This is a genomic window from Halogeometricum sp. S1BR25-6, from assembly GCF_031624495.1.
GTDB lineage: Archaea > Halobacteriota > Halobacteria > Halobacteriales > Haloferacaceae > Halogeometricum > Halogeometricum salsisoli.
The window spans coordinates 192518-213123 of the sequence record NZ_JAMQOP010000005.1 but is presented as its reverse complement, the minus strand read 5'-3'; the positions used below and the strand labels follow the sequence as shown (position 1 = coordinate 213123).

At 60.8% G+C, this 20606-nt stretch carries 21 protein-coding genes and 3 pseudogenes; 17 read left to right on the top strand and 7 right to left on the bottom strand.

The features are described from left to right. Positions 1-6: 6 nt before the first annotated feature. Positions 7-1191: an MBL fold metallo-hydrolase gene (locus NDI76_RS20170; protein WP_310925972.1), complete on the bottom strand. Its 1185-nt coding sequence runs from the start codon at positions 1189-1191 to the stop codon at positions 7-9. Positions 1192-1421: 230 nt separating this feature from the next. On the opposite strand from NDI76_RS20170, the gene NDI76_RS20165 reads away from it, so the two are divergent. Genes NDI76_RS20165 through NDI76_RS20155 form a run of 3 tightly spaced genes read left to right on the top strand, consistent with a single transcriptional unit; the run spans position 1422 to position 2703 of the window. After that, positions 1422-1667 carry a sulfurtransferase TusA family protein gene (locus NDI76_RS20165; protein WP_310925971.1) on the top strand — a complete coding sequence of 82 codons (246 nt, stop codon included), beginning with the start codon at positions 1422-1424 and terminating at the stop codon, positions 1665-1667. Between the two features lie 2 nt (positions 1668-1669). Then, positions 1670-2278, top strand: a complete 609-nt coding sequence (locus NDI76_RS20160) for a DsrE/DsrF/DrsH-like family protein (RefSeq protein WP_310925970.1) — start codon at positions 1670-1672, stop codon at positions 2276-2278. A gap of 38 nt (positions 2279-2316) precedes the next feature. Next, positions 2317-2703, top strand: a complete 387-nt coding sequence (locus NDI76_RS20155; RefSeq protein WP_310925969.1) for a DUF302 domain-containing protein — start codon at positions 2317-2319, stop codon at positions 2701-2703. A 260-nt stretch (positions 2704-2963) separates the two neighbouring features. Here NDI76_RS20155 and NDI76_RS20150 read toward each other — a convergent pair whose 3' ends face one another. The 4 genes from NDI76_RS20150 to NDI76_RS20135 form a co-directional block, all read right to left on the bottom strand. Further along, positions 2964-3755: a 2-oxo acid dehydrogenase subunit E2 gene (locus tag NDI76_RS20150; RefSeq protein WP_310925968.1), complete on the bottom strand. Its 792-nt coding sequence runs from the start codon at positions 3753-3755 to the stop codon at positions 2964-2966. 454 nt (positions 3756-4209) lie between these two features. Next, positions 4210-6855, bottom strand: a complete 2646-nt coding sequence (locus NDI76_RS20145) for a cation-translocating P-type ATPase (protein ID WP_310925967.1) — start codon at positions 6853-6855, stop codon at positions 4210-4212. Between the two features lies 1 nt (position 6856). After that, positions 6857-7438, bottom strand: a complete 582-nt coding sequence (locus NDI76_RS20140; protein ID WP_310926105.1) for a VIT1/CCC1 transporter family protein — start codon at positions 7436-7438, stop codon at positions 6857-6859. 7 nt (positions 7439-7445) lie between these two features. Beyond that, positions 7446-7733 (bottom strand): DUF211 domain-containing protein, encoded by a 288-nt coding sequence (locus NDI76_RS20135; protein WP_310925966.1) that lies wholly within the window; start codon positions 7731-7733, stop codon positions 7446-7448. Positions 7734-8151: 418 nt separating this feature from the next. On the opposite strand from NDI76_RS20135, the gene NDI76_RS20130 reads away from it, so the two are divergent. From NDI76_RS20130 to NDI76_RS20110, 5 genes are all read left to right on the top strand, one after another. Beyond that, the gene (locus NDI76_RS20130; RefSeq protein ID WP_310925965.1) at positions 8152-8928 is read left to right on the top strand and encodes an SDR family oxidoreductase; all 777 of its coding nucleotides are present in this window, start codon (positions 8152-8154) and stop codon (positions 8926-8928) included. 55 nt (positions 8929-8983) lie between these two features. Then, on the top strand, positions 8984-10180 hold the full coding sequence (locus NDI76_RS20125) for an NAD(P) transhydrogenase subunit alpha (protein ID WP_310925964.1): 1197 nt from the start codon (positions 8984-8986) through the stop codon (positions 10178-10180). An 18-nt stretch (positions 10181-10198) separates the two neighbouring features. Further along, positions 10199-10480, top strand: a complete 282-nt coding sequence (locus tag NDI76_RS20120) for an NAD(P) transhydrogenase subunit alpha part 2 (protein ID WP_310925963.1) — start codon at positions 10199-10201, stop codon at positions 10478-10480. Between the two features lie 3 nt (positions 10481-10483). Continuing rightward, positions 10484-11929, top strand: coding sequence for an NAD(P)(+) transhydrogenase (Re/Si-specific) subunit beta (locus tag NDI76_RS20115; protein ID WP_310925962.1), 1446 nt, complete (start codon positions 10484-10486; stop codon positions 11927-11929). Positions 11930-12298: 369 nt separating this feature from the next. Further along, positions 12299-12949, top strand: coding sequence for a LiaF transmembrane domain-containing protein (locus NDI76_RS20110; RefSeq protein ID WP_310925961.1), 651 nt, complete (start codon positions 12299-12301; stop codon positions 12947-12949). Positions 12950-12953: 4 nt separating this feature from the next. On the opposite strand, the gene NDI76_RS22710 is transcribed toward NDI76_RS20110, so the two are convergent. Then, positions 12954-13265: a CPBP family intramembrane glutamic endopeptidase gene (locus tag NDI76_RS22710; protein WP_425498393.1), complete on the bottom strand. Its 312-nt coding sequence runs from the start codon at positions 13263-13265 to the stop codon at positions 12954-12956. A 52-nt stretch (positions 13266-13317) separates the two neighbouring features. On the opposite strand from NDI76_RS22710, the pseudogene NDI76_RS20100 reads away from it, so the two are divergent. From NDI76_RS20100 to NDI76_RS20065, 9 genes and pseudogenes are all read left to right on the top strand, one after another. Next, positions 13318-13713, top strand: a pseudogene (locus tag NDI76_RS20100) (primase-associated protein); the annotation flags it as partial. A 56-nt stretch (positions 13714-13769) separates the two neighbouring features. Then, entirely contained in the window at positions 13770-14255 is a 486-nt protein-coding gene (gene mntA / locus NDI76_RS20095) for a type VII toxin-antitoxin system MntA family adenylyltransferase antitoxin (RefSeq protein WP_310925959.1), read from the top strand. After that, entirely contained in the window at positions 14252-14710 is a 459-nt protein-coding gene (gene hepT, locus NDI76_RS20090) for a type VII toxin-antitoxin system HepT family RNase toxin (RefSeq protein ID WP_310925958.1), read from the top strand. The genes mntA and hepT overlap by 4 nt, the downstream gene beginning before the upstream one ends. A 142-nt stretch (positions 14711-14852) precedes the next feature. Next, positions 14853-15560, top strand: a complete 708-nt coding sequence (locus NDI76_RS20085; protein ID WP_310925957.1) for a DUF7437 domain-containing protein — start codon at positions 14853-14855, stop codon at positions 15558-15560. 9 nt (positions 15561-15569) lie between these two features. Next, a complete protein-coding gene (locus tag NDI76_RS22705; RefSeq protein ID WP_425498392.1) occupies positions 15570-16100 on the top strand; it encodes a PIN domain-containing protein in 531 nt (176 codons plus the stop codon). Positions 16101-16112: 12 nt separating this feature from the next. After that, positions 16113-16388: pseudogene (locus NDI76_RS22700) on the top strand (DUF7437 domain-containing protein); the annotation flags it as partial. Next, positions 16385-16893: pseudogene (locus tag NDI76_RS20075) on the top strand (PIN domain-containing protein). The pseudogenes NDI76_RS22700 and NDI76_RS20075, both read left to right, overlap by 4 nt. A gap of 895 nt (positions 16894-17788) precedes the next feature. After that, complete coding sequence (locus NDI76_RS20070) at positions 17789-18079, top strand: UPF0175 family protein (RefSeq protein ID WP_310925956.1); 291 nt, start codon at positions 17789-17791, stop codon at positions 18077-18079. Continuing rightward, complete coding sequence (locus NDI76_RS20065; protein WP_310925955.1) at positions 18080-18592, top strand: PIN domain-containing protein; 513 nt, start codon at positions 18080-18082, stop codon at positions 18590-18592. A 266-nt stretch (positions 18593-18858) separates the two neighbouring features. Here NDI76_RS20065 and NDI76_RS20060 read toward each other — a convergent pair whose 3' ends face one another. Then, positions 18859-20340 (bottom strand): PKD domain-containing protein, encoded by a 1482-nt coding sequence (locus tag NDI76_RS20060; protein ID WP_310925954.1) that lies wholly within the window; start codon positions 20338-20340, stop codon positions 18859-18861. Between the last annotated feature and the right edge of the window lie 266 nt (positions 20341-20606).

Genomic DNA, 20606 nt, shown 5'->3' with positions numbered 1-20606 from the left:
CCGTTCTCAGTCACTCGTCATTGCGTCGCTGCTGGCGGCGCAGTTGTTCGGTCCCAGTTCCATCTCGAAGGCCTCCTCGTCGTCGGTGTCCTGCCGACCGAGGTTCGTCGCGATGATCTCCTCGTAGTTCGAGGGGCGCGGCGGCATATCCGAGAGGATGAACTCGATGAACTCGTCGCGCTCCATCGACAGCGCATCCATTCTCGCTTCGAGGTCTCCCAGACGTGCGGCGTAGGTTCCGTCCTCGCGGGGTGCCGCGGCATCACTGAAGTGCGCCGGCGCGACCAGCACGTTGTCGCCGAGCGGAAGAATCTTCGACTGGAGGGTGTCGTACAGTTCCCCCGCGGCCGCGCGGGCCTCCTCGTCGTCCGCACCTTCGAGGTCCGGCCGGGCGACGCTCTCGGTGAACAGTCCGTCACCGGTCAGGAGCACCGCGTCGTCGACGAGGTAGGAGGTCATGCCCGAGGTGTGACCGGGCGTGTGGAACACGTCGATATCGACGGCGCCGACCGAGAGCGTGTCACCATCGGCGACCGTCTCGTAGTCGGTGTCGTACTCGACGCCGCGCTCGACCGCCGCTTCAGGCAGGACGACCCGTGCACCCGTCTCGGCCGCGAGTTCGCGGACGCCGCTGACGTGGTCGGCGTGAACGTGCGTGTCGACCGCGTATTTGATCTCCGCTCCCATCACCCGCGCGTCCTGCACGTAATCGTTGACGAACGCCCGAAGCGGGTCGATGACGGCGGCCTCACCGTCACTGACGACCATGTAGGCCATACAGCCGCTGGAGGGTCGCTGGTACTGCGCCACCGTCGCGTCGGTATCGGCGTCGAGTTCGCGGTACTCGTAGACGCGCGCCCAGCCCTTCATGCCGCCTTCGAGGTTGACCGCCTCACGCCCGGCGTCAAGGAGGTGGTCGGCGACGAGTTCGCTCGAGCCACCCTTCGCACAGACGACCACGATAGGGTCGCCGGAGGGGATTCGCTCCAGTTGCTCCTCGCTCACACCGTCGAGTAGCTCGAAGTAGGGGAGGTTGACGACCTCGACACTGTCGCCGTCGATACCCCACTCTTCGAACTCGTCTTCGGCTCGCACGTCGAGGATCGAAACGGGTTCACCCGCATCGATGCGCTGCTTGAGCGCTTCGGGTGCGACCGATTCCACATCCGCGTCCGGTTCGGAAGCGTTCATCTGTACCTCTCACTACCGGGTCACCTCACAAAAGCGTTTCTATGGTATTTCCCTATATTCACAATACTGCTGAGCCAGTTCTGGAGTAGATTGCCGTTTTGAGCATTCTAAGCGCCCTCAGTTGAGTTCTGGCGGATTCATTAGTGTATGTGAGCCCCAATAATCGACACTCTTTTTACTGTCCCGTCGATATTGTAGTGTACGCCCAATACAGAGTGGGCAAATCAACAATGAGTACGGAATACACTGTCACCGAGACGCTCGACGTGAAAGGCGAATCGTGCCCGATGCCGGTCGTGAAGACGAAAGGAGCCATCGACGACCTGAGCGAGGAAGACGTACTGGAGGTACTCGCCACCGACTCCGGCAGCATGAGCGACCTGAAGGGGTGGGCGGAGACGACCCCGGGCGTCGAACTCCTCGACCAGGAAGAGGACGGGGACGTGTTCAAACACTACGTGCGCAAAACGGAGTAACTATGAGTACAGACACGCCCGACAACTCGGACACACAGGACGCTGTTGACCCGACCAACGCCCCTGAGGACCGGTCCACGGCGGAGCTAGCCGCGGAAGTCGAGGAGCTACGCGAGGACCTCGCCGACCTCAGAGCGGCGGTCGATGACGACCAGCGGTCGATGGTCATCATCGCGACGAAGGGGACGCTCGATATGGCCTACCCGCCGCTCATCCTCGCCTCGACTGCGGCGGCGTTCGGCTGGGACGTGACGGTGTTCCACACGTTCTGGGGGTTGGACATCCTCCACGAGGAGAAATCGAAGAACCTCAAGCTCTCGGCGGTCGGCAACCCGAGCATGCCGATGCCGAACGCCATCGCGTCGCTGCCGGGGATGGATTCGATGGCGACGAAGATGATGAACAAGAAGATTGCCGACAACGGGACCGCGACCATCGAGGAGCTCATCGACGTCTCGCTCGACCAGGGAGTCGACTTGCAGGCCTGTCAGATGACTATCGAACTGATGGATTACGACGAAGCGGAGTTCTACGACGGCGTCACCGTCGGCGTCGGCGCCGCGACGGCCCTCCAGCGCATGGCTGATGCCGATATCCAGCTGCTCGTCTAAAACTGAACACCCATTTCAGTAAACATTTCACACATATCATGAGCTACACAACACGAAAACAGGTGGACGGACAGTTCGACGAGGTCGTCGAACGGGCGATCAGCGCTCTCGAAGACGAGGGGTTCGGCGTCCTCTGTGACATCGACGTGCAGGCGACGTTCGAGAAGAAACTCGACGAGGAGTTCCGTCAGTATCGAATCCTCGGCGCGTGTAATCCGCAGCTGGCGTACCAGGGTCTGGAAGAGGAGATCGAACTCGGGGTGCTCCTCCCGTGCAACGTCGTCGTCTACGAGGACGAGGATGGTTCGGTCGTGGTGAGCGCAGTCGACCCTGGCCAACTCGTCGGAATAACCGACAACCCAGACCTCGATACGATCGCAGAGGACGTCTCAGAACGATTCGAGCGCGTGCTCGAGTCGATGTGAACTCCAGCTCGATGCCAGAAATCAGGCAGTAAGACACACTGAATGCAGTGACACAGCGTTCGAACGGTACACCCTCTCTCGATAGACGAACCACCACATGAGCGATTCCACCTCGAACACGGCCGAAGGAGACCAGCCTGACCCTGCGACGAACGGATACGACTGCGACGAATCCTTCGACGCGGTGAGCGAGGAGGCCCGGACGATGGGTCGGGGAGGTGTTCGGACCGTTGATGAGACCTCTCCTCAGCACTGTCTTGTCACCGCTCGTCCACTGTCGATATTCCGTGAGCGTCCTCTAGGAGGTCACTCAACCGTTGAACGAACCGCGCAGCGGGTGCACCGTCGACGACGTCGTGATCGAATGTCACCGTGAGAGCGAGGAACTCACGGGTGGTGAGTTCTCCGTCGATGAGTCTCGGCCTCCTACTGATACCCCCGACGGTCACCTGCAAGGTGTAGTTCGTCGGACTGACTGCCCATCCGCCCCCCCGGCCGAACATCCCCACCGAACTGACTGCGACGGTACCCGCCATGTCCTTCCACCGCCGAGGAAACCACTGCGGAAGCCGCCAGACGAGCCGCCGGACGAATCCGGGAAGTCGGAGCGCCATCGACTCCAGACGCGAGAGGGCCGTCGGGTCCGGGGACTCTTGAGCGGTTCGTATCTCGTCGTGGATGGACCGAAAGGACCGTTCGTGTGCCCCTCTTATGAGGTGGGGAACGCCGATTCGCTCGCCACCAACTGTTGTCTCGACGAGCACGTTCACATCGACGTCATCGAACACGTGGACCCGACCACGCCAATCGCGATACGCGTTGATACGGGGATGGTCTCCGAGAGCCCGTGCGAGACAGCACACGACGAAGGCGGTGAACGACAGTTGCTCTCCCGTCTCCTCCTCGGCGGTCCTGATACGTGCCCTCGCCTCGGTGACGTCGACCTCGACGAGGCCGTGAACGTTGCTCCGACGCCCCGCCGTGCGCATATAATCGACCGTTCCCCGACGACGAGGGGAGAACGGTTCGATCCGATTGTCACGGTCGCTCATACCACACCTGGTTCGGGAGGGACCATACCTCTTGACCCTGCGCGTCGAGTCACCGATCGAGGGAGCATGATATCGCCGAGAGGGACGGATCGTACGGTTCAACCGTGAAATGGCGATATTTCGATTAGGACCGGAACTAATCGCAGCGGTCGGTAGCAGGATTCGGGGTCGCAGATATCTCGTTGCGGTATACGGGTTCCATATCCAGCATTGACTCTGCTTCCATCATCAAATCCGAGCGCACGTATCTGCGACGAAACCCACGACGAGGTCACTTGCACCGTGCGACGCGGCGTAGACCGACGTGACCATCTCCGGGCCGGACGTGCTGACCGAATGAGGGTCACGACGATGAAAAACGGCGAGACGCCGTCGAAGAGCGCGAGATGCCCGCTGACGTCACGGCGCGGTCCGCACCGAACATGAGGAAGGCAAGGCCGAGTACGAACAGAGTTCACCGAACATCTCGGTCGCGTTCTGTCGTTCCACTCGGCCGTTCGTCATCCGTTCCGCGGCGTGGCTCGTCGCCTGTTCGGTTCTGCGTGGTCCAGTGTTCGCGGGTCGACCGCCGGACGTACCACGCGACGCCGAGAAATCCGGGGACGGCGACGGCGAGTGCCGCGAGGAGGCGTCCCCAATCGTCGATACCTAGCGGAACCGTCCCGAAGTACTGGTTCAGTGGCGTGTACAGTACCGACAGATGGAGCACGAACGATGCACTGACAGCACCCGCTAGCCAGCGGTTCGTGAGCGGCGGCGTCCCCCGGGACCAGCGAACCACGTACAGTTTGACGAACTCGAAGACGACGAACCCGGTGAACACCATCGTCATGACGTACGGTGTCACCTCAGGCGCCCCGCGTAGCGTGAGGAACATCACGCCGAGGAGGACGACGGTGGTCGTCAGACCGACGCCGCCCATAAGCGTCGTCATCGGTCGGTCGATGATACCATCAGTGGACGCACGGGGTTCCCGACGCATCACGTCGCTGGACTCGGCGTCGGCCCCGAGCGCGAGTGCCGGGAGCCCATCGGTTAGCAGGTTGATCCAGAGCAACTGGACAGCGGGGAGGATGAGGTAGCCAAAGAGGGACGCGACGAAAACGAGCAGTACCTCCGCGAGGTTGGCCGACAGGAGGTAGGCGACGAACTTCCACACGTTATCGAAGATGGTGCGCCCGCGTCGGATGGCGTTCTTGATGGTCGCGTAGTTGTCGTCGAGGAGAATGATGTCGCTGGCCTGCTTGGCGACGTCCGTGCCCCGAACGCCCATGGCGATGCCGACGTCGGCGTTCTTGAGTGCGGGTGCGTCATTGACGCCGTCGCCCGTCATCGCGACCGTCCGCCCATCGTCTTGCAGCGCGCGCAGAATGCGCACCTTGTGACTGGGCGTCGCCCGAGCGTAGATATCCACATCTTCGACACGCTCGCGCAGTTCGGCGTCGTCCATCGCATCCAACTCGGGACCGGTCAAGACGTCGGACTCGATGCCGACCTCGCGTCCGATGGCCTGCGCAGTTCGGCGATTGTCGCCCGTGATCATCTTCACGTCGATACCCGCGAGGTGGGTTTCGGTGATCGCGTCTGCGACCTCGGGTCGGGCCGGGTCGATGAGTCCCTGGAGACCGACGAACACCAGGTTCTCCTCGGGGTCGCCACCGTCGTCGGTCGGCTTGTCGGCGAACGCGAGGACGCGCAGTGCGCTGTCGGCGAACGTTTCGACCTGCTCTCGAATCCGATTTCGAGTCGCTTCATCCAACTCGGCGACGCCGTCGGCGGTCAAGACGCGTGTCGACCGCTCCAGGACAACTTCGGGAGCGCCTTTGACGCGGATGCGGTCGGCGTGAACGGTCGCCATCCGCTTGCGGTCCGACGAGAAGGGAACTTCGCCCTCGCGGGGAGTGTCGTTCCGGAGCGCGTCGACATCGATACCCGCGTCGATGGCGGCCTGACGCAGGGCCTGCTCGGTCGGTTCGCCGCGCTCGTCATCGGCGTCGTTGCACAGCGCCCCGACTCGGAGCAGGGTTCCGACGCGGTCGTCTTCGGGGTCGAACGCATCATCGATCACCTCGTCGTGGACCCAGAGGCGAGCAACGCGCATCTTCCCCTCGGTGAGCGTCCCGGTCTTGTCTGTGCATACGACGTCCACCGAGCCGAGTGACTCGACGGACGGAAGGGTCCGGACGAGCGCGTTCTCGTCGGCCATCTGCTGGACGCCCAGCGCCAGCGTCAGCGTGACGACTGCCGGCAAGCCCTCGGGGATGGCGGCAACGGCGAGCGAGATGGCCGTCAGTGCCGCAGATAGCAGTGCGGTACCGCGAAACACCAAGAAGGGGATCACGAGCGCCGAGAGGACGAGAACGCCGATTCCGATCCGTCGGCCGAGGCGGTCCAAGTCGCGCTGGAGCGGCGTCTGGCGCGTCTCGGCCTCCGACAGTTCGGTCGCGATGGTCCCCATCTCCGTGTCCATGCCGGTCTCGACGACGACCGCTTCGCCCCGGCCGCGAGTGACGGTCGTGCCCCGGTAGACCATGTTCTCGCGCTCGGCCAGCGGCGTCTCACTGTCGAGTTCCTCCGAGGATTTCTCGACGGGAACGCTCTCGCCGGTCAGGGGTGCCTCGTCGACCTGCAGGCTCGCCGACTCTGCGATCCGAGCATCTGCCGGGACCGCGTCACCCTGTTCGAGTACCAGCACGTCCCCGGGAACGACCTCGCTGATATCAACATCCTGTCGCGCTCCGTCCCGGTAGACCATCACGCTCGGGGCGGCCAGTTCCCGAAGTGCCTCGAGGCTCCGTTCGGCGCGGTACTCCTGAACGAACCCGAAGATGCCGTTGGCGAGCAGGATAACCGTGATGAGGACGGCGTCGACGACGTGTCCGACGGCAACCGAGAGTACCGCGGCGCCCACGAGGACGAGCACCAGACCGCTGGTGAACTGCGAGACGAGGACCTCGAGGGCTCCCCGACCTTCCTCGCTCGTGATTTCGTTAGCGCCGAACTCCTCGAACCGCCGCCGAGCCTCCTCGGTCGAGAGGCCGTCAGCATCGCTGTCCACGTTCTCGAATACGACATCGAGAGGGCGGTCGTGCCAGGTCATATTACCCAGGCAGGATGATGTTCAGCAACGCGACGACGATGCCAGCTAGACCCATTCGGGCACCGGCCACGATCCAGTTCTGTTCGGAGATGTCGGCGAGGTACGCACCGAACACGAAGAGAATGGAGACGGCGACGCCGATGGAGATTAACGTGGCCCCGCGCATGCTCAAGAGCGATTCCTCGAAGAGGAACGGAGTCATCGGGAACACGACCCCGATGACCGGACCGATACCGCTCATCAGCGCGTTCACCTGACGGGCGCCGGCCTTTTGGCGCTGAATCCGTGTCTCGTCGAGGTCGGTCAACATGGCGTGTTCGATACGTTTGAGTTCGGCTCGTTTCTCCGCGCGCTCGATCTCCCAGACGCTCCAGACCCCGGACGTGCCCAGCCCGATCGCGGCACCCATACCGATCTTGAAGACGGTCAGTCCGTCGGGGACGCCCGAGAGATACGAGCCGACAGCGACGCCGACGCTGGTGAGTGCGCCGTCGAAGCCGTTCGAGATGAAATATCGCCGCGAGATGGAGCGAACGTCATCGCGCTCCAGCGCTCTCAGCAGGCGTTTCAGACGGGAGACCATGATGTGCTCAATCCTGCGGCGTTTTGCTTTCTTCGACAATGAACTCCCCGCAGACCACCTCGTCGATAGAATGCACTGTTCCGCCGAGGTCCTCAACGGTGTCGTGGACGGCGTCGACTGGAATGGAATCTCCTTCGATAGTCAGCTTCACATTTTGAACCTCCTTGTCAGTTTCCATCAAGACGACGTTTACACCGGCAACACCGTCGCAGCCGGCGACCGATTCAGCGAACGTGACGACGTCTGGCTCATGCGGTTTCAACAGATCCAGCACGAGCCGCCTCACATTGGCCATTGGTGAGTGATTGCATCACCTAACTGATTAACGTCGGGGTCGCTCTCGCTACTCTGGCCACGGCGTACCACTCTCATCCGCTATCTCTTGGAGTTCGGTGCACCGTCGGCAATAGCTACCGACCCCGAAGGACGTTGCTGTGTACCGAGGCCCGCAGATGAGTTGGTGCCTCAACGGACTACCGTTCAACGGCGCAGCCGCTGATTTGACGGAGCGAACGAGAAATATCTCCACTACAGAGGACGTCCGGGTCCGCATTGAGCGCGTCACGCAGGACGCTTTAGAGATCCCCAACAATGGGGAATTCAAACTACCGCCGATCGCTTCAGTCTGATAGCTCTGTATGGTTGATACGGATTGGGACATCCTACGGATTTAAATCTGATGACGTGTTTATTCTTTGTGAGGTATTAGAGTCATGTCACTCCTCGATGACCGTATCGCGGTCGTCACTGGCGGAAGTTCGGGTATCGGTCGCGGAATCGCGCTTGGATTCGCAGAGCAGGGCGCCGACGCAATCGTCGTTGCCGACGTTCGTGAGGAGCCGAAGGAAGGAGGCCAACCGACTCACGAGGCGATCGAAGAAACGACCGACGCGTCGTCGGTGTTCGTCGACTGTGACGTCACCGATCGGGCGGATCTGGAGAGTGTGGTCGAGGCGACCGACGAGTTCGGGGGCGTCGACGTGATGGTGAACAACGCCGGCATCTGGCACGCCGAGGAGTTCTTTGACGTCACCGAGGATGAGTTCCAACAGATGATGGATATCAATCTCAAGGGTGCGTACTTCGGGTCGCAGATTGCCGGAAAGCGGATGGCAGCTAACGGTGCTGGGTCCATCATCAACATCTCCAGCATCGCAGGATTGTTCGGAAACGGGAACTGGCCGACCTACTCCGCCTCGAAGGGTGGATTGACCATGCTTACCTACTCTCTCGCGCACAAACTCGGCGAGCACGGCATCCGTGTCAACGCCATCCATCCCGGCGGCATCGAGACGATGATCGGTGGCGAGGCGACGGATCCCGAGGCGGCCGCCGCGCAGGCCGAGCAGTTCACCCAGATGGTCCCGCTCGGCCGATACGGGCAACCCGAAGACATCGCCGGCGCCGCCACGTTCCTCGCGAGCGATCTGGCGAGTTATGTTACCGGCGAATCGCTCGTTGTGGACGGCGGGTGGACGAGTTGGCGGTGAACGGCATCCGACCGAGGCACAGCTCTCACGAGGCCGTGACACCGCGACGGAACTGATGAAAATTGGTGTCCCGGACGAGACGGCGATGGGCGAGACTCGCGTCGCGCTCGTCCCACCGGTCGCGCGAAAGCTGATCGGCAACGGCCTCGACGTGCTCGTAGCAGCGGGTGCCGGCAGGGCGAGCCGCTGGAGCGACGACGAGTACACGGCGGCCGGATGCGAGGTCCTCGAGGACCGTACGGCGGTGTTCGACCGGTCCGACGTCGTCCTCCAGGTCCGCGGTCTCGGCGCCCGCCTCGACGGCGGCGCGGACCCCTACCGGGACGGCCAGACCATCATCGGAATGCTCGGCCCCTACGCCGTCGACGACGCGACCCTCGACGCCCTCGCCGACCGCCGAATCACCGCGTTTGCGCTCGAACTCCTTCCCCGGACGGGCCGAGCACAGAGCATGGACGTCCTGACGTCGATGGCGAGCCTCGGCGGGTACAAGGCGGTCGTCACGGCGGCCGACGCGCTCCCGAAACTGTTTCCGATGCAGATGACCGCGGCCGGGACCGTTCAGCCCGCGAATGTTTTCGTCGTCGGCGCGGGCGTCGCCGGGCTGCAAGCCATCGCGACCGCGAAGCGACTCGGCGCGCGAGTGTGGGCCTACGATATCAGACCCGCCGTTAAGGAGGAGGTTGAGAGTCTCGGTGCGAAGTTCGTACAGCTCGATCTTGAGACAGACACGACTGTCACGGCGAGCGGCTATGCACACGAACAGGACCCTGAGTTCTATCAGAAGCAACGGGAAGCCATGACCGACGCTGTCGGCGCGGCGGACGTCGTGATCACCTCGGCGGCGGTCCCCGGCCGGCCCGCCCCGACGCTGGTGACCGAGGCGATGCTCGACGGGATGGCCGCCGGTTCCGTTGTCGTCGATCTCGCGGCCGAGGGCGGTGGCAACTGCGAACCGACGCGGCCCGGAGAGTCCGTTGAGTACGGCGATGTCACTATCATCGGTCGAACGAATCTACCCGGGGCTGTCCCACGGACGGCTAGTCAACTCTTCGCAAACAACGTCGCTAACTTTCTCAACCACGTTCTTCGGAACGGCGCTCTCCACGTCGACACTACCGACGAAATCATCGATGCCACACTCCTCGTTCACGAGGGCGCAATCCGTTCCTCGCACCGAGATAGCGGTATCGACACAGATCCGGCTACTAAAACGGATGCGGAAGCCGACGACGGAGGGAACGATGGTTAACGCGCGGAGGTGGCGGTGATGGCGTTCATCGAGAACCTGACGCTGTTCGTCCTTGCCGGGTTCGTCGGCTACGAGATCATCACGAAGATCCCGGCTACGCTCCACACGCCGCTCATCTCGGGCACGAACGCTATCTCCGGCATCACACTCATTGGGTCGGTCGTGGTCGCGGGGTCGGGCCACTCGACGCTCGCGACGGGTTTAGGCTTCCTCGCGGTCGTCATGGCGACTGTCAACGTCGTCGGCGGCTACTTGGTGAGTCACCGAATGCTCCGGAGCTTCCGACAGCGGGGGGACTGACCCGTGCCAGGTATCGCAGTCGGGCTCCCGTCGGAGACGCTCTCACTGGCGTACCTCGCCGCCGGCGTTCTGTTCATTCTCGGCCTTCGGGACATGACGCATCCCCGGACGGCGCGTCGCGGAAACCTGATCTCGGCGACCGGAATGGCCGTCGCGGTGGGTATCACCATCCTCTGGTTCGAGATCCTCTCACCGCTGGTCCTGTTCGCGGCGCTTCTCGTCGGAGCTGGTATCGGCACGTGGCTCGCGGTGACCGTCGACACCACGGACATGCCGCAGCTCGTCGGCCTGTTCAACGGCTTCGGCGGCGGCGCGTCCGCGCTCGTGGCCGGCGCGGAACTCATCGACCTCCTCGGACCGTCGGCGTCCGCGGCACTGCCGGTCGAGACGACGACGGCAGCGGCCATCACAGGGCTCATCGGGGCCGTCACGTTCTGGGGGAGCGTCGTGGCCGCGGGGAAGCTTCAGGGGGCTCTCAAGGACCCGATTCGCTACTCGGGGGAGAACGTCCTCAAGCTCGCGGTTCTCGTCGTTGCAGTGGTCGCGGGCGCGTCGCTCGTCGCCCAGAACCAGCTCTTCGGCGTGCTCCCGGCGGCCGAGTGGGTGCCATCCTATTGGGTGGTAGTCGCCGCCGCCTCGGTTCTCGGCGTCTTACTAGTTATTCCAATCGGTGGTGCCGACATGCCGGTCGTCATCGCCCTCCTGAACGCCTGTTCGGGATTGGCCGCCGCGACGACCGGGTTCGCGCTCGACAACAGCGTCCTCATTATCGCCGGTACCCTCGTCGGCGCGTCGGGGGTCATCCTCACAGTTATCATGTGTCGATCGATGAACCGGACGCTCACGAACGTCCTCTTCAGTGGATACGGAGCCACCGATTCCAGTGACGAGGACAGTTCCGACATCTACGAAGGGAACGTTATGTCGACCTCACCCGAGGAGGTGGCAATGCTGCTCGACATCGCGCGTCGGGTGGTCGTCGTTCCCGGATACGGGATGGCGGTCGGGCAGGCCCAGCACGCGGTCGCCGAACTCGCGACGCTCCTCGAAGCGAACGATGTCGAGGTCGTCTTTGGCATCCACCCGGTCGCCGGGCGGATGCCCGGTCACATGAACGTTCTCCTCGCCGAAGCGAACGTCTCCTACGAGCAGATGCAGGAACTGGAGGCGGTCAACCCGACCTTCTCGGAAACCGATGTCGTCATCGTCACGGGTGCAAACGACGTGGTGAATCCGACCGCCCTCTCCGGCGAGGCGAGCCCAATCGCAGGAATGCCAGTGCTCCACGTCTGGGACGCCCAGACGGTCATCGTGAATAAGCGGAGCCTCAGTCCGGGATACTCCGATATCCCGAATCCGCTGTTCACGAACGACAATACGTACATGCTGTTCGGCGACGCACGCGAGGCGATGCAAGCGCTCGTGAAAGCGTACAAGGAGGGCCACTGACGACGAGTGAAACAAGAGCGCGCAGGCAGCCAGCGGTATTTTCTGCCCCAACATCGACCGTTCCGCCGAGTCGGCACCACCCTGTGTCTAGTCCGTGAATTCGGTGTATGCCTATCTCAGGGTACTCGTTGCGGCTCCACCCACCCGAGACGTCGTCGCGGACGGTCGCGCGGGAGGTGTCGTACGGTATGAGGAACGGGAGCGTAGTCTGCGGAAATAATGACGCCGAAATCTACGAATCCTTCCCGAAGGAGGGAAGAACTGAGAGAACGGCGTCTGCGTCTCTCACGGCGTTGTTTAATACCTCACGAGTTGATCATACTCTCACGTGACTTCCCGCTTTCGAGCGGGCTCACCGGAGCAGTACCCATGAGCGATACACAATCAATCACCACTTCTCGTCCGCCCCGAACACGCCGACTCCTCGGCGGGTTGGTCGTCGTGCTCGGACTCATCCTCCTCGCAGACACAACCGGCGTAGTCGCTGTCGACGGCTTCGAAGTATTCCTCGCTGGCGCACTCGTCGTCTACGGCGGCTACCGACTCGTGAGCGAACGCGCTCGCCACCTACTCTGGCCGGGGACGTTCCTCCTCGTCGGTACCGGTTGGCTGCTCGTTGAGTTCGGTGTCCTGACCGGCGCCCAAGCCCGTCAGTTCTGGCCCCTCCTAGTCGTGCTTTTCGGCATCTCGCTCCTCCGCAGACGTCGCCACCCCGGTATCCTGAGTTCCGATATCTCCATCACGGAGAACGGAATGACCGACGAGAGTGGTATTACCGCGGTATTTGAGGATGCCCGGCTTGACCTTCGGGGTGTAGACGTCCCCACGCCGAGCACTGTCGAGGCGGTCGCGATCTTCGGAGATACCGAGATTGTTGTCCCCGGCGACTGGGTCGTCGTCGTTGAATCGACGTCCATCTTCGGGACGATCCGCGATCTCCGACGATCACACCCAACCGGTGAGCCGGATCTCATCATCAACGGGACAGCCATCTTCGGCGATGTCCGTCTGATGGACTAACCCACTATATCGACATGTAGGAGAGGATCAGCAACACCACGTTGTACGTCGCGTGTGTCATGATGGGGACTGCGAGGTTGTCGGTGTATTCGGACAGTGCACCGAAGACACACCCGACGACGACGATGAGCGATGCGCCGGCGAAGACAGGAAGGAGTGAACCTGAATAATTCGCGAGGTGTATCGACACGAACAGGAGACTCGACCCCGCAATCGCGGGAGTAGGCCCGACCCCCTGCCGGAGACGACCCTGAACGACACCGCGAAAGAGCCACTCCTCAGCGGGTGCGACGAGGACCACCGAGAGTGCGGCCAATCCGAGTAGGAACGTCGGGTTTCGCGTGGCAATGTCACCGATACCCGACTGTGGCAGCAGGTCGAGAAAGTATCGCGAGTACGCCAGACGTGCGTTCAAGAAGCTCCTGCGAGTCCAAGAGGAGAACCTCTCCGAAGACCAGCTGACGTGGCTAACGACTAACGAGTCGGCCATCACAGAGCGTATCGACCGCTTTATCGAGACAGGACACCACGAACGGATCTGGCGAGACTGGAACCCTGGTGAACGGATCATTCGTGTGCTCCGGGATGCGATTCGAGACGCTCCAGACGAGGTCGTCTTACTGGGGGAGTTCCACTCGGCGAAGGAGCTGTTTGAAGCAGTGGAGGCGTACGACTCGGAAGCGAGCTGGAAGCGAGACATCTGTAATCGGATCTCGAGTCCTCGGAGTCTCGGGAATCTTCTCACATCTGAGCTATCTGCAAGATACAGTATCCAAGGGCACCTCCGCTTTTATATGGCCGGCGAACCTGATTTCGGACAATGAGAACTGTCGAATCGACTGCTCTCAATGCGTCCCTCGATCTCGACGCCCTCCTCGGCGTCCTTCGAGAGCATCCGGTCCAACTTGTGATTCTCTTCGGCTCACACGCGACCGGAACAACGCACTCAGCAAGCGATATCGATATCGCGGTCGAATTCGACGCTCAACGCCCATCAGATCCGAGCTACAACGATATCTTCCTTGGACTAAGTGCTGATCTAAGCGATACACTCGGGACGGATGACGTGGATCTCGTCGATCTCCACGCAGTCTCGCCAGCGCTCGCAGAGGCGATCTTCGAGAATGGTGTCCTCCTCATCGGCGATCAAGAACGCGCCGCTGAGCTCCGGCAGCAGATAACGACGAGTGATACCGAACCGCAGTCACCGCGCGAACGACTCGACGCAGCGCTGGCCAGAATCAATGCCCATCTTGACGGTGATGATCGGGTGCCTGTCTCCGGCGAGTCGGAGAATGACGGATGACGACTGACAGGTTTCCAGCGGACCGTCTCAACAGGATTCTGACTGCTGTCGAAACCATTGAGGAGAGCCTCGGTGTGCTTGCCCGGAAGCAGCGTCTCAGTCGCGACGAATACAAGTCCGATTCGGATACTCGTGATATCGTCGAGCGCCGGTTTGTGAAGATGACAGAAGCCTCGATCGACATCGGTGAAGAACTCGTCAAGCACGAACGCGGGCACCCACCGGCTAGCAATCCCGAATCGATGCGAGCACTCGGTGAAATTGGAGTGCTCTCATCGACGCTGGCCGAAGAGATGGCACAGGGAGCCCGTTTCCGTAACGTATTGTCGCACACATATGGTCGAATCATCGATAACGACGTTGTCTACAATGCGCTGCAAGATCTGGAGCGCTATCAGCTGTTTGTCCAAGCGGTCCGTGACTACCTCGATACCATCGGCGCACTTGACGACTGACTTCGTCGGAGAAACAGGTTGGTCAGCGGACGTTCTCAACAAACTATCGTCGGTAGAGAATTTCAACAAAGCCGTGACGTTTCCACTACCGCCAGCTACTGGCGTCGCTAGTGTGAAGTACATGGACTTCGAACTAACGAGTATGACCGCTGATCACGACCGCGTTCGTCCGGATGGCGGGATCGACGTACTCGACCCGCCCCCAACGGATGTGATGGACGAAGAGACGCTTAAACCAGAGACGCTGGCCCAGAACGCCCCCCGACTCGAGACAGTCGTCCAGCTGCTCAACCACCCGGCACTGGCCCGCGTCTACGTCTACGTCTGTTACTGGGGCCCGGTCGCCCCGCCGAAGATCATGGAGGCGCTCGATCTCTCGAAATCGACCACCTACGAGTACGTCGATCGGCTCGTCAACCTCGGCCTCGTCGACCGCGATGACTCGACGCGCCCCCAACAACTGACCGCTGACCCAATCGTCATCGTCGAGCAGTACGTCCCGATCATCATCACGCCGACCGTCCTTCATGCCCTCGCGCTCCAGGAAGTCGATGAGGACGTCGAGTACTTCATCGACCGCCACGGCATCGGGAAGCTCATCGCCGCACTACGGGGTGCTGGACTCCACTTCGCGGGCAAGACAACCCAGCGGATGGTCGCCACCGATATCGACGTTCGCGAGACGGAAGCGATGATGATCATCTACGCGCTCAAGCCGGCATTGGCCGTCGGTCAAGAGCATGATCCGTTCTTCGAGTATCTGTTCCCGGACGTGCATGACGAAATTGATCTCCCTAACCTTGACGAGATATCTGGTGCTCCAACCCACTCGTCAGACGCCGATCGGTAAGTCTGTCGGATGGGTACTGACGCACCATTTGCTGCCGACCAGGACGTTCTCGTCGACGCAAACATCTTCTATGCGATTGGCCACCCCTCGAATCCGCAGTATCGGCGATTCCGAAGTGCAGTTCAGAACGCCGGCGTCGTCTGCAAACTTCCCCGGCGCGTAATCGGTGAACTCGGTGGCCCGGAGACGGACCGCGTCCGGACGGCACTCAACGAGGGGTGGGCCGAGATCATCGATGCTCCTTCACCAACCGATGGCGATGCTGTCGCCGCAAGCGATATCGCCAGACGAACCATTGCGAACGAAACCGACCAGGCCGAACACGAGGCCGAGAAAACTGACGCGATTCTCGCCGGGCTCGCCATCCAGTACGTCAGAGACCGCTCAACAGCGGGTGTTGTCGTACTCACAGACGATAAACCAGCCAGAAAGGGCATCGAGAACGCAGTCCGAGCGCAAGGCTACACGGACGCGATCACTGTTTACGGATTGGCAGACATCATCGGCGACGATCCCGGCGACTCGATGCGGTTGATCTAAGTTAGGAGGCGACTGGGTCGGCGGAAGACAAACGCCGACATCGACACCTACATTGACCGCCACGGTATCGCCGGCCTCGCAACGGCGCTCACCTACGCCGTCGCCCGGGAACGTGGCGAAGTCACTCACCGGCTGATGGCCGAGGATCTCGATATTTCGCCGCTGGCTGCAGAGATGATCCTGCAAGCGCTCCGGCCCATCGTCCACGAGCACCATGACATCGAGGAAGCAGGGGCGGGACTCGACGGACTGGACATCGACGACGGCGACACGGCTGACGACGCGTGAGCCGGCTCCACATCGCCGACACCGGCCTGTTCGTCGCGATGGGACGCCATCGAACAGTCGGTACCAGGCCGTTCGGCGGTTCGCTCGCCGAAACGACATCACCTTCGTCCTCCCTGAACGGGTGTACGAGGAGCTGACCGTCGATGACTCGGACCTCGAGGCCCCTCCCATCGACGCCGCGATCGGCGAGGGCTGGGCGACGGTTGCGGCGCCGCTTGAGTTTTCGGAGCCCATCGTCTCGCGGGCGATGAACGGCGTCCAGCGATACATCGCGAACGCCGACGACCGGCCCGCAGATGAGGTTGAGCGGGCGGACGCCGCCCTCGCCGCCCTAGCTGCCCAGCACCTCAGCGCGGGGACGGCGACCGAGGTGTACATCTATACGACCGATATCGCGGCCGGCGAAGGGGCTGCAACTGTACTCTCGAGCGAGGGCTACGGGGACTCGGTGACGTTCGTGAACGGCTTTCGGTTCATCGAGGACTTGGTCACCGGAGACAGCTGACGGGATACTGGATTGATTCGGTAGGAGTCGACATCCGAAAGCCCTCGCTCGCTCGACGTCCCGCGACCGCGCGAGACGAAGTCTCGCTGGTCCTCGTTCGCTCCTGAAGACTCGCTCCGCTCGTCTTCCGTGCTCCCGCTCGTTCCACTCGCGGGAACTCCACTCACGAGGACGCCGCTGCATGCCTCGTGCCTGTGATGCTTGCAGGGTCGGGGGACGTTCACGGCGCTTCGCGCCGTGAGGTCGGGAGACTACGTCTCCCGGTGACCGAGGCGGCCTCGCCCTTTCTGAGTTCGTCAGGACTGTAGATGGCTCACCGAGCGACGTGACCGGCTGGACAGGTGTGTGTACGTACCGGCCCGTCCCGCTCGCCGCTGCCGCCGTCCGGTGAGCTTGCTCACGGCGTCCCGCTCACTCCGTTCGCGGGACCTCCGCTCGCTCGCGACCGACCATCCGTAGAGGGTTCGATGTAATCACCGAGTTGGTGACCGTTTTTCACACCCGTGCTGGATGCAGAGCGCGAATCGGTCACTCTCTGTGCCGGCCACAAAGACGATGCTGGACGCTTTCGATTCAGCCTCGAATTTAGATGAGACCCATAACCCAAGAGATTATGATGAGAAGAGAGATGGCAATGCTGATTATGCCTACCACGTTCCCAAGACGTTTCTTTTGGGTTGCGTTCATACTTCTAACATTTTTTCTCCCCTTGAAAATATTGCGTTGACCTACCTCTGATGGTGACACCCTCTGTATCGGCCACGCTGCTTTTGGCGGGAATTAGAGAGGTTCGACCGATTTTGCTCATCATCCATCTGTCCGTGACAGGGGTACAAACGAGATCCACAGCGGAATCACCGAAGCGCTTGTATACATTGCATACAAAGTAAACAGTATGGGAACGATCTCAGCACGTGTACCCGACGAGTTGGAGGCCGAACTCGAGACATACCTCGAAGACGAGAATCTCGATCGGAGTACGGCCGTCCGAAAGCTCCTTTCCGAGGGGCTGGAGGAGTGGCGTCGGAAACGGGCACTCGAGAAGCTCGCAGCAGGGACCGTCACGTTCAGCAAGGCAGCTGAACTCGCAGAGATGTCCGTCTGGGATTTCGCTCAACTCGCCAAGCAGCATGACATTACCTGGGTTGCGGGCGACCACCTCGACTCGGATCTCGAGGCACTGTGAATGTGGGTCGTTGACACCACGCCGCTCATCTACCTCGCGAAAGTCGATCGTCTCGGTCTCGTCCGGCATCTCGACGGGCCGTGCGTAATCCCCGACCGTGTCTACGAGGAGGTCGTCGAAATCGGTATCGAACAGGGGTATCCGGACGCTCGTCGTATAGAGTGTGGTGTCGAGGATGGTCTGTTCACCGTCGTCTCGGGTGAGCCCACAGCACTCGCGTCACGGCTCCAGCAAAACGATAATCTCAGCGATGCTGATGTCGCTGTTCTCGCTTGCGCCGCCGCTCACGATGGCGTGGCCGTAATGGATGAGGCATACGGTCGTGACGTCGCTGCAACCGAAGGAATCACGACCCGAGGAACAGCATATCTCGCATTGGTACCTGCCAGCAATGGAACGATCAGTGTCGACGAAGCACGAACTGTAATCGATGCGATGATTGACGAGGGATGGTACTGCGCACCTGATCTCTACGCGAAAATTGTTCAGAAACTCGAATCACTTGCGGGATGACGTTCCTCTATAGTCAGCACTCGCTTCTAACAGCGTTTGGTGAGGTTGCTATGGTCGTGCTGAATAGAGAGCGCGTATGCAGCACACTTCCCCTCCTCTCCTTTTATAGAGATAACCGAACGTACGTCCGGCTTTGGTTCGTTCTTCTTCTGGCAGTGATCCGATGGCGTTCTAAGAGGAAGATCCGGCAGAGAGGACTTTTGGCCCGAATCAACCCCGCTTCTCTTAACTGGTACTCTCTTCCGATAGCTGAGCGGTTGGTTCGATCAGAGACCGTATTTTTCCGAGAGATACTGCTCCACTACGCGACGCTCATCATCACTCAGCGCCTCGTCGTAAGCGAGAACCTCCGCGATGTCACCGTGATGTGAACTGTATCCGCTCTCTGCCCGATGTGCGAACGACCCAAGCGTACTCGTGTCGCCATTGAAATCCACATGGTTGTACGTGATCTCAGAGAGCGAACCGCTATCGACCCCGTTGACATAGTACGTGGTGGTGCTGGCTATGTCTTCCCAAGCCGGAAACGTAGTCGTTCGTAGCGTGTGGACGTTATACGTGGCATCAAGTTCTACACTAGTCCGATAGCTACTCCCTACGAGGTAGACGTAGTTTCTGTTGTCCGTCTCCCGGTAACTATTCCCTTCGAAGCCGTAGTGGTTCGTGCTCGATCCAGTCAGCCCTTGCATCAGAACGGGTGAGCGTTTCCCTTGGTCAAGTACCGCTTGATCGTATTTACAGACGACGAAGAACGTCCGCCCACTGTCATTCGGGATGCCGAGAGTGCTCTCATTTTGTAGGCGGTCACCGGTTCCGTCAAATCGCAATGCGGCCCGACCGTTCACCGCGTTCGAAACCAGGGCCGGGCGTTCCGTCTCGTCGGCGGTGGTGAAGTCGTAGTGGTTTCCGCTCTGATCCTGCCACATCGACACATCTCCACCCGATTCGACGACTCCCTCGTCGGCTCTGAGCCAGAGACGTAGCCCGTTCTGCGGGAGACCGACAGAGATCGAATTGGTAACACTCCCCGTTCCCCCAAGGTCGTCCATCACGGTGAGCGTGACGTCTTTCATCCCGATGCTCTGGTAGGTGTACACAGCGTCACTAGGGAGGCTGCTCACGTGGTCTACGGTCCCATCACTATCGAAGTCCCACTCGTAGAGGACGATTTCGCCGTCCGAGTCACCAGACTCAGACGCGTCGAAGGTGACCTCCTCGTAGAGAATCGGAGTAGCTGACGAAGCTGTGAACTGCGCAGTGGGTGCACTGTTCTGGATACAGTCTGATTTGGGATTTTGTACCGTGGTGACAGTGTCTCCGGCGCTATCGTTCGCAGTGATCTGCCGAATCGCAGTGTTCCGACCGCCGTCAATCCGGACGAACGTCGTATCCTGATTTTCGAGGTAACGGACCGTTAGCGGTCCATCTACTGGATGGGGATATCGAGAAGGATCTTCGGACGACGGGGTCGCTGGAATCGGAACCGGTCCTCGACCATCACCGTTCTCGTCGACGTACGAGATGTCGACGGTAACTACATCGGTGCCTGTCACATTGCTGATCTTGACTGACTTACACCCACCGTATCTGACATCGATGGCAGTAGCTGCACTGACCGGCACTGAAAGTGCTGCGCTAGCGAGAGCGAACGCCCCTGTTGCTTTCAACAGCGCTCGCTTGCTCAAGCGGACACTCTCTGCGTTCCATTTCTGTGACCCGAATATTCCGCTGTGTGGTTTGTCTAACATAGAGATTATCTACAGGGATAGTTCACCTACCGTCTGATAGCTATCCAGACTGATATAGATTGTAACTAAAAACAATTAACATTATTCTTTGCAAATCGTTTCTTCTGTCTTATGAATGTAGATTCGTACCGGTTGGTAGTCGAACGCTTTCTTGAGTGTGGTTGATCTATCTTTTAATCAGATGACCTCACACCGGCGATTTCGTAGTTACTTCTGTGGCGTGAAACGATCTCAACGAGTTCTACTCGCTTAGTGGGTACAAAGAT

Coding starts and splice junctions, on each gene's coding strand:
- NDI76_RS20170 (WP_310925972.1), bottom strand. CDS start 1,191: ATGAACGCTTCCGAACCGGACGCGGATGTGGAATCGGTCGCACCCGAA.
- NDI76_RS20165 (WP_310925971.1), top strand. CDS start 1,422: ATGAGTACGGAATACACTGTCACCGAGACGCTCGACGTGAAAGGCGAA.
- NDI76_RS20160 (WP_310925970.1), top strand. CDS start 1,670: ATGAGTACAGACACGCCCGACAACTCGGACACACAGGACGCTGTTGAC.
- NDI76_RS20155 (WP_310925969.1), top strand. CDS start 2,317: ATGAGCTACACAACACGAAAACAGGTGGACGGACAGTTCGACGAGGTC.
- NDI76_RS20150 (WP_310925968.1), bottom strand. CDS start 3,755: ATGAGCGACCGTGACAATCGGATCGAACCGTTCTCCCCTCGTCGTCGG.
- NDI76_RS20145 (WP_310925967.1), bottom strand. CDS start 6,855: ATGACCTGGCACGACCGCCCTCTCGATGTCGTATTCGAGAACGTGGAC.
- NDI76_RS20140 (WP_310926105.1), bottom strand. CDS start 7,438: ATGGTCTCCCGTCTGAAACGCCTGCTGAGAGCGCTGGAGCGCGATGAC.
- NDI76_RS20135 (WP_310925966.1), bottom strand. CDS start 7,733: ATGGCCAATGTGAGGCGGCTCGTGCTGGATCTGTTGAAACCGCATGAG.
- NDI76_RS20130 (WP_310925965.1), top strand. CDS start 8,152: ATGTCACTCCTCGATGACCGTATCGCGGTCGTCACTGGCGGAAGTTCG.
- NDI76_RS20125 (WP_310925964.1), top strand. CDS start 8,984: ATGAAAATTGGTGTCCCGGACGAGACGGCGATGGGCGAGACTCGCGTC.
- NDI76_RS20120 (WP_310925963.1), top strand. CDS start 10,199: ATGGCGTTCATCGAGAACCTGACGCTGTTCGTCCTTGCCGGGTTCGTC.
- NDI76_RS20110 (WP_310925961.1), top strand. CDS start 12,299: ATGAGCGATACACAATCAATCACCACTTCTCGTCCGCCCCGAACACGC.
- mntA (WP_310925959.1), top strand. CDS start 13,770: ATGAGAACTGTCGAATCGACTGCTCTCAATGCGTCCCTCGATCTCGAC.
- hepT (WP_310925958.1), top strand. CDS start 14,252: ATGACGACTGACAGGTTTCCAGCGGACCGTCTCAACAGGATTCTGACT.
- NDI76_RS20085 (WP_310925957.1), top strand. CDS start 14,853: ATGACCGCTGATCACGACCGCGTTCGTCCGGATGGCGGGATCGACGTA.
- NDI76_RS22705 (WP_425498392.1), top strand. CDS start 15,570: ATGGGTACTGACGCACCATTTGCTGCCGACCAGGACGTTCTCGTCGAC.
- NDI76_RS20070 (WP_310925956.1), top strand. CDS start 17,789: ATGGGAACGATCTCAGCACGTGTACCCGACGAGTTGGAGGCCGAACTC.
- NDI76_RS20065 (WP_310925955.1), top strand. CDS start 18,080: ATGTGGGTCGTTGACACCACGCCGCTCATCTACCTCGCGAAAGTCGAT.
- NDI76_RS20060 (WP_310925954.1), bottom strand. CDS start 20,340: ATGTTAGACAAACCACACAGCGGAATATTCGGGTCACAGAAATGGAAC.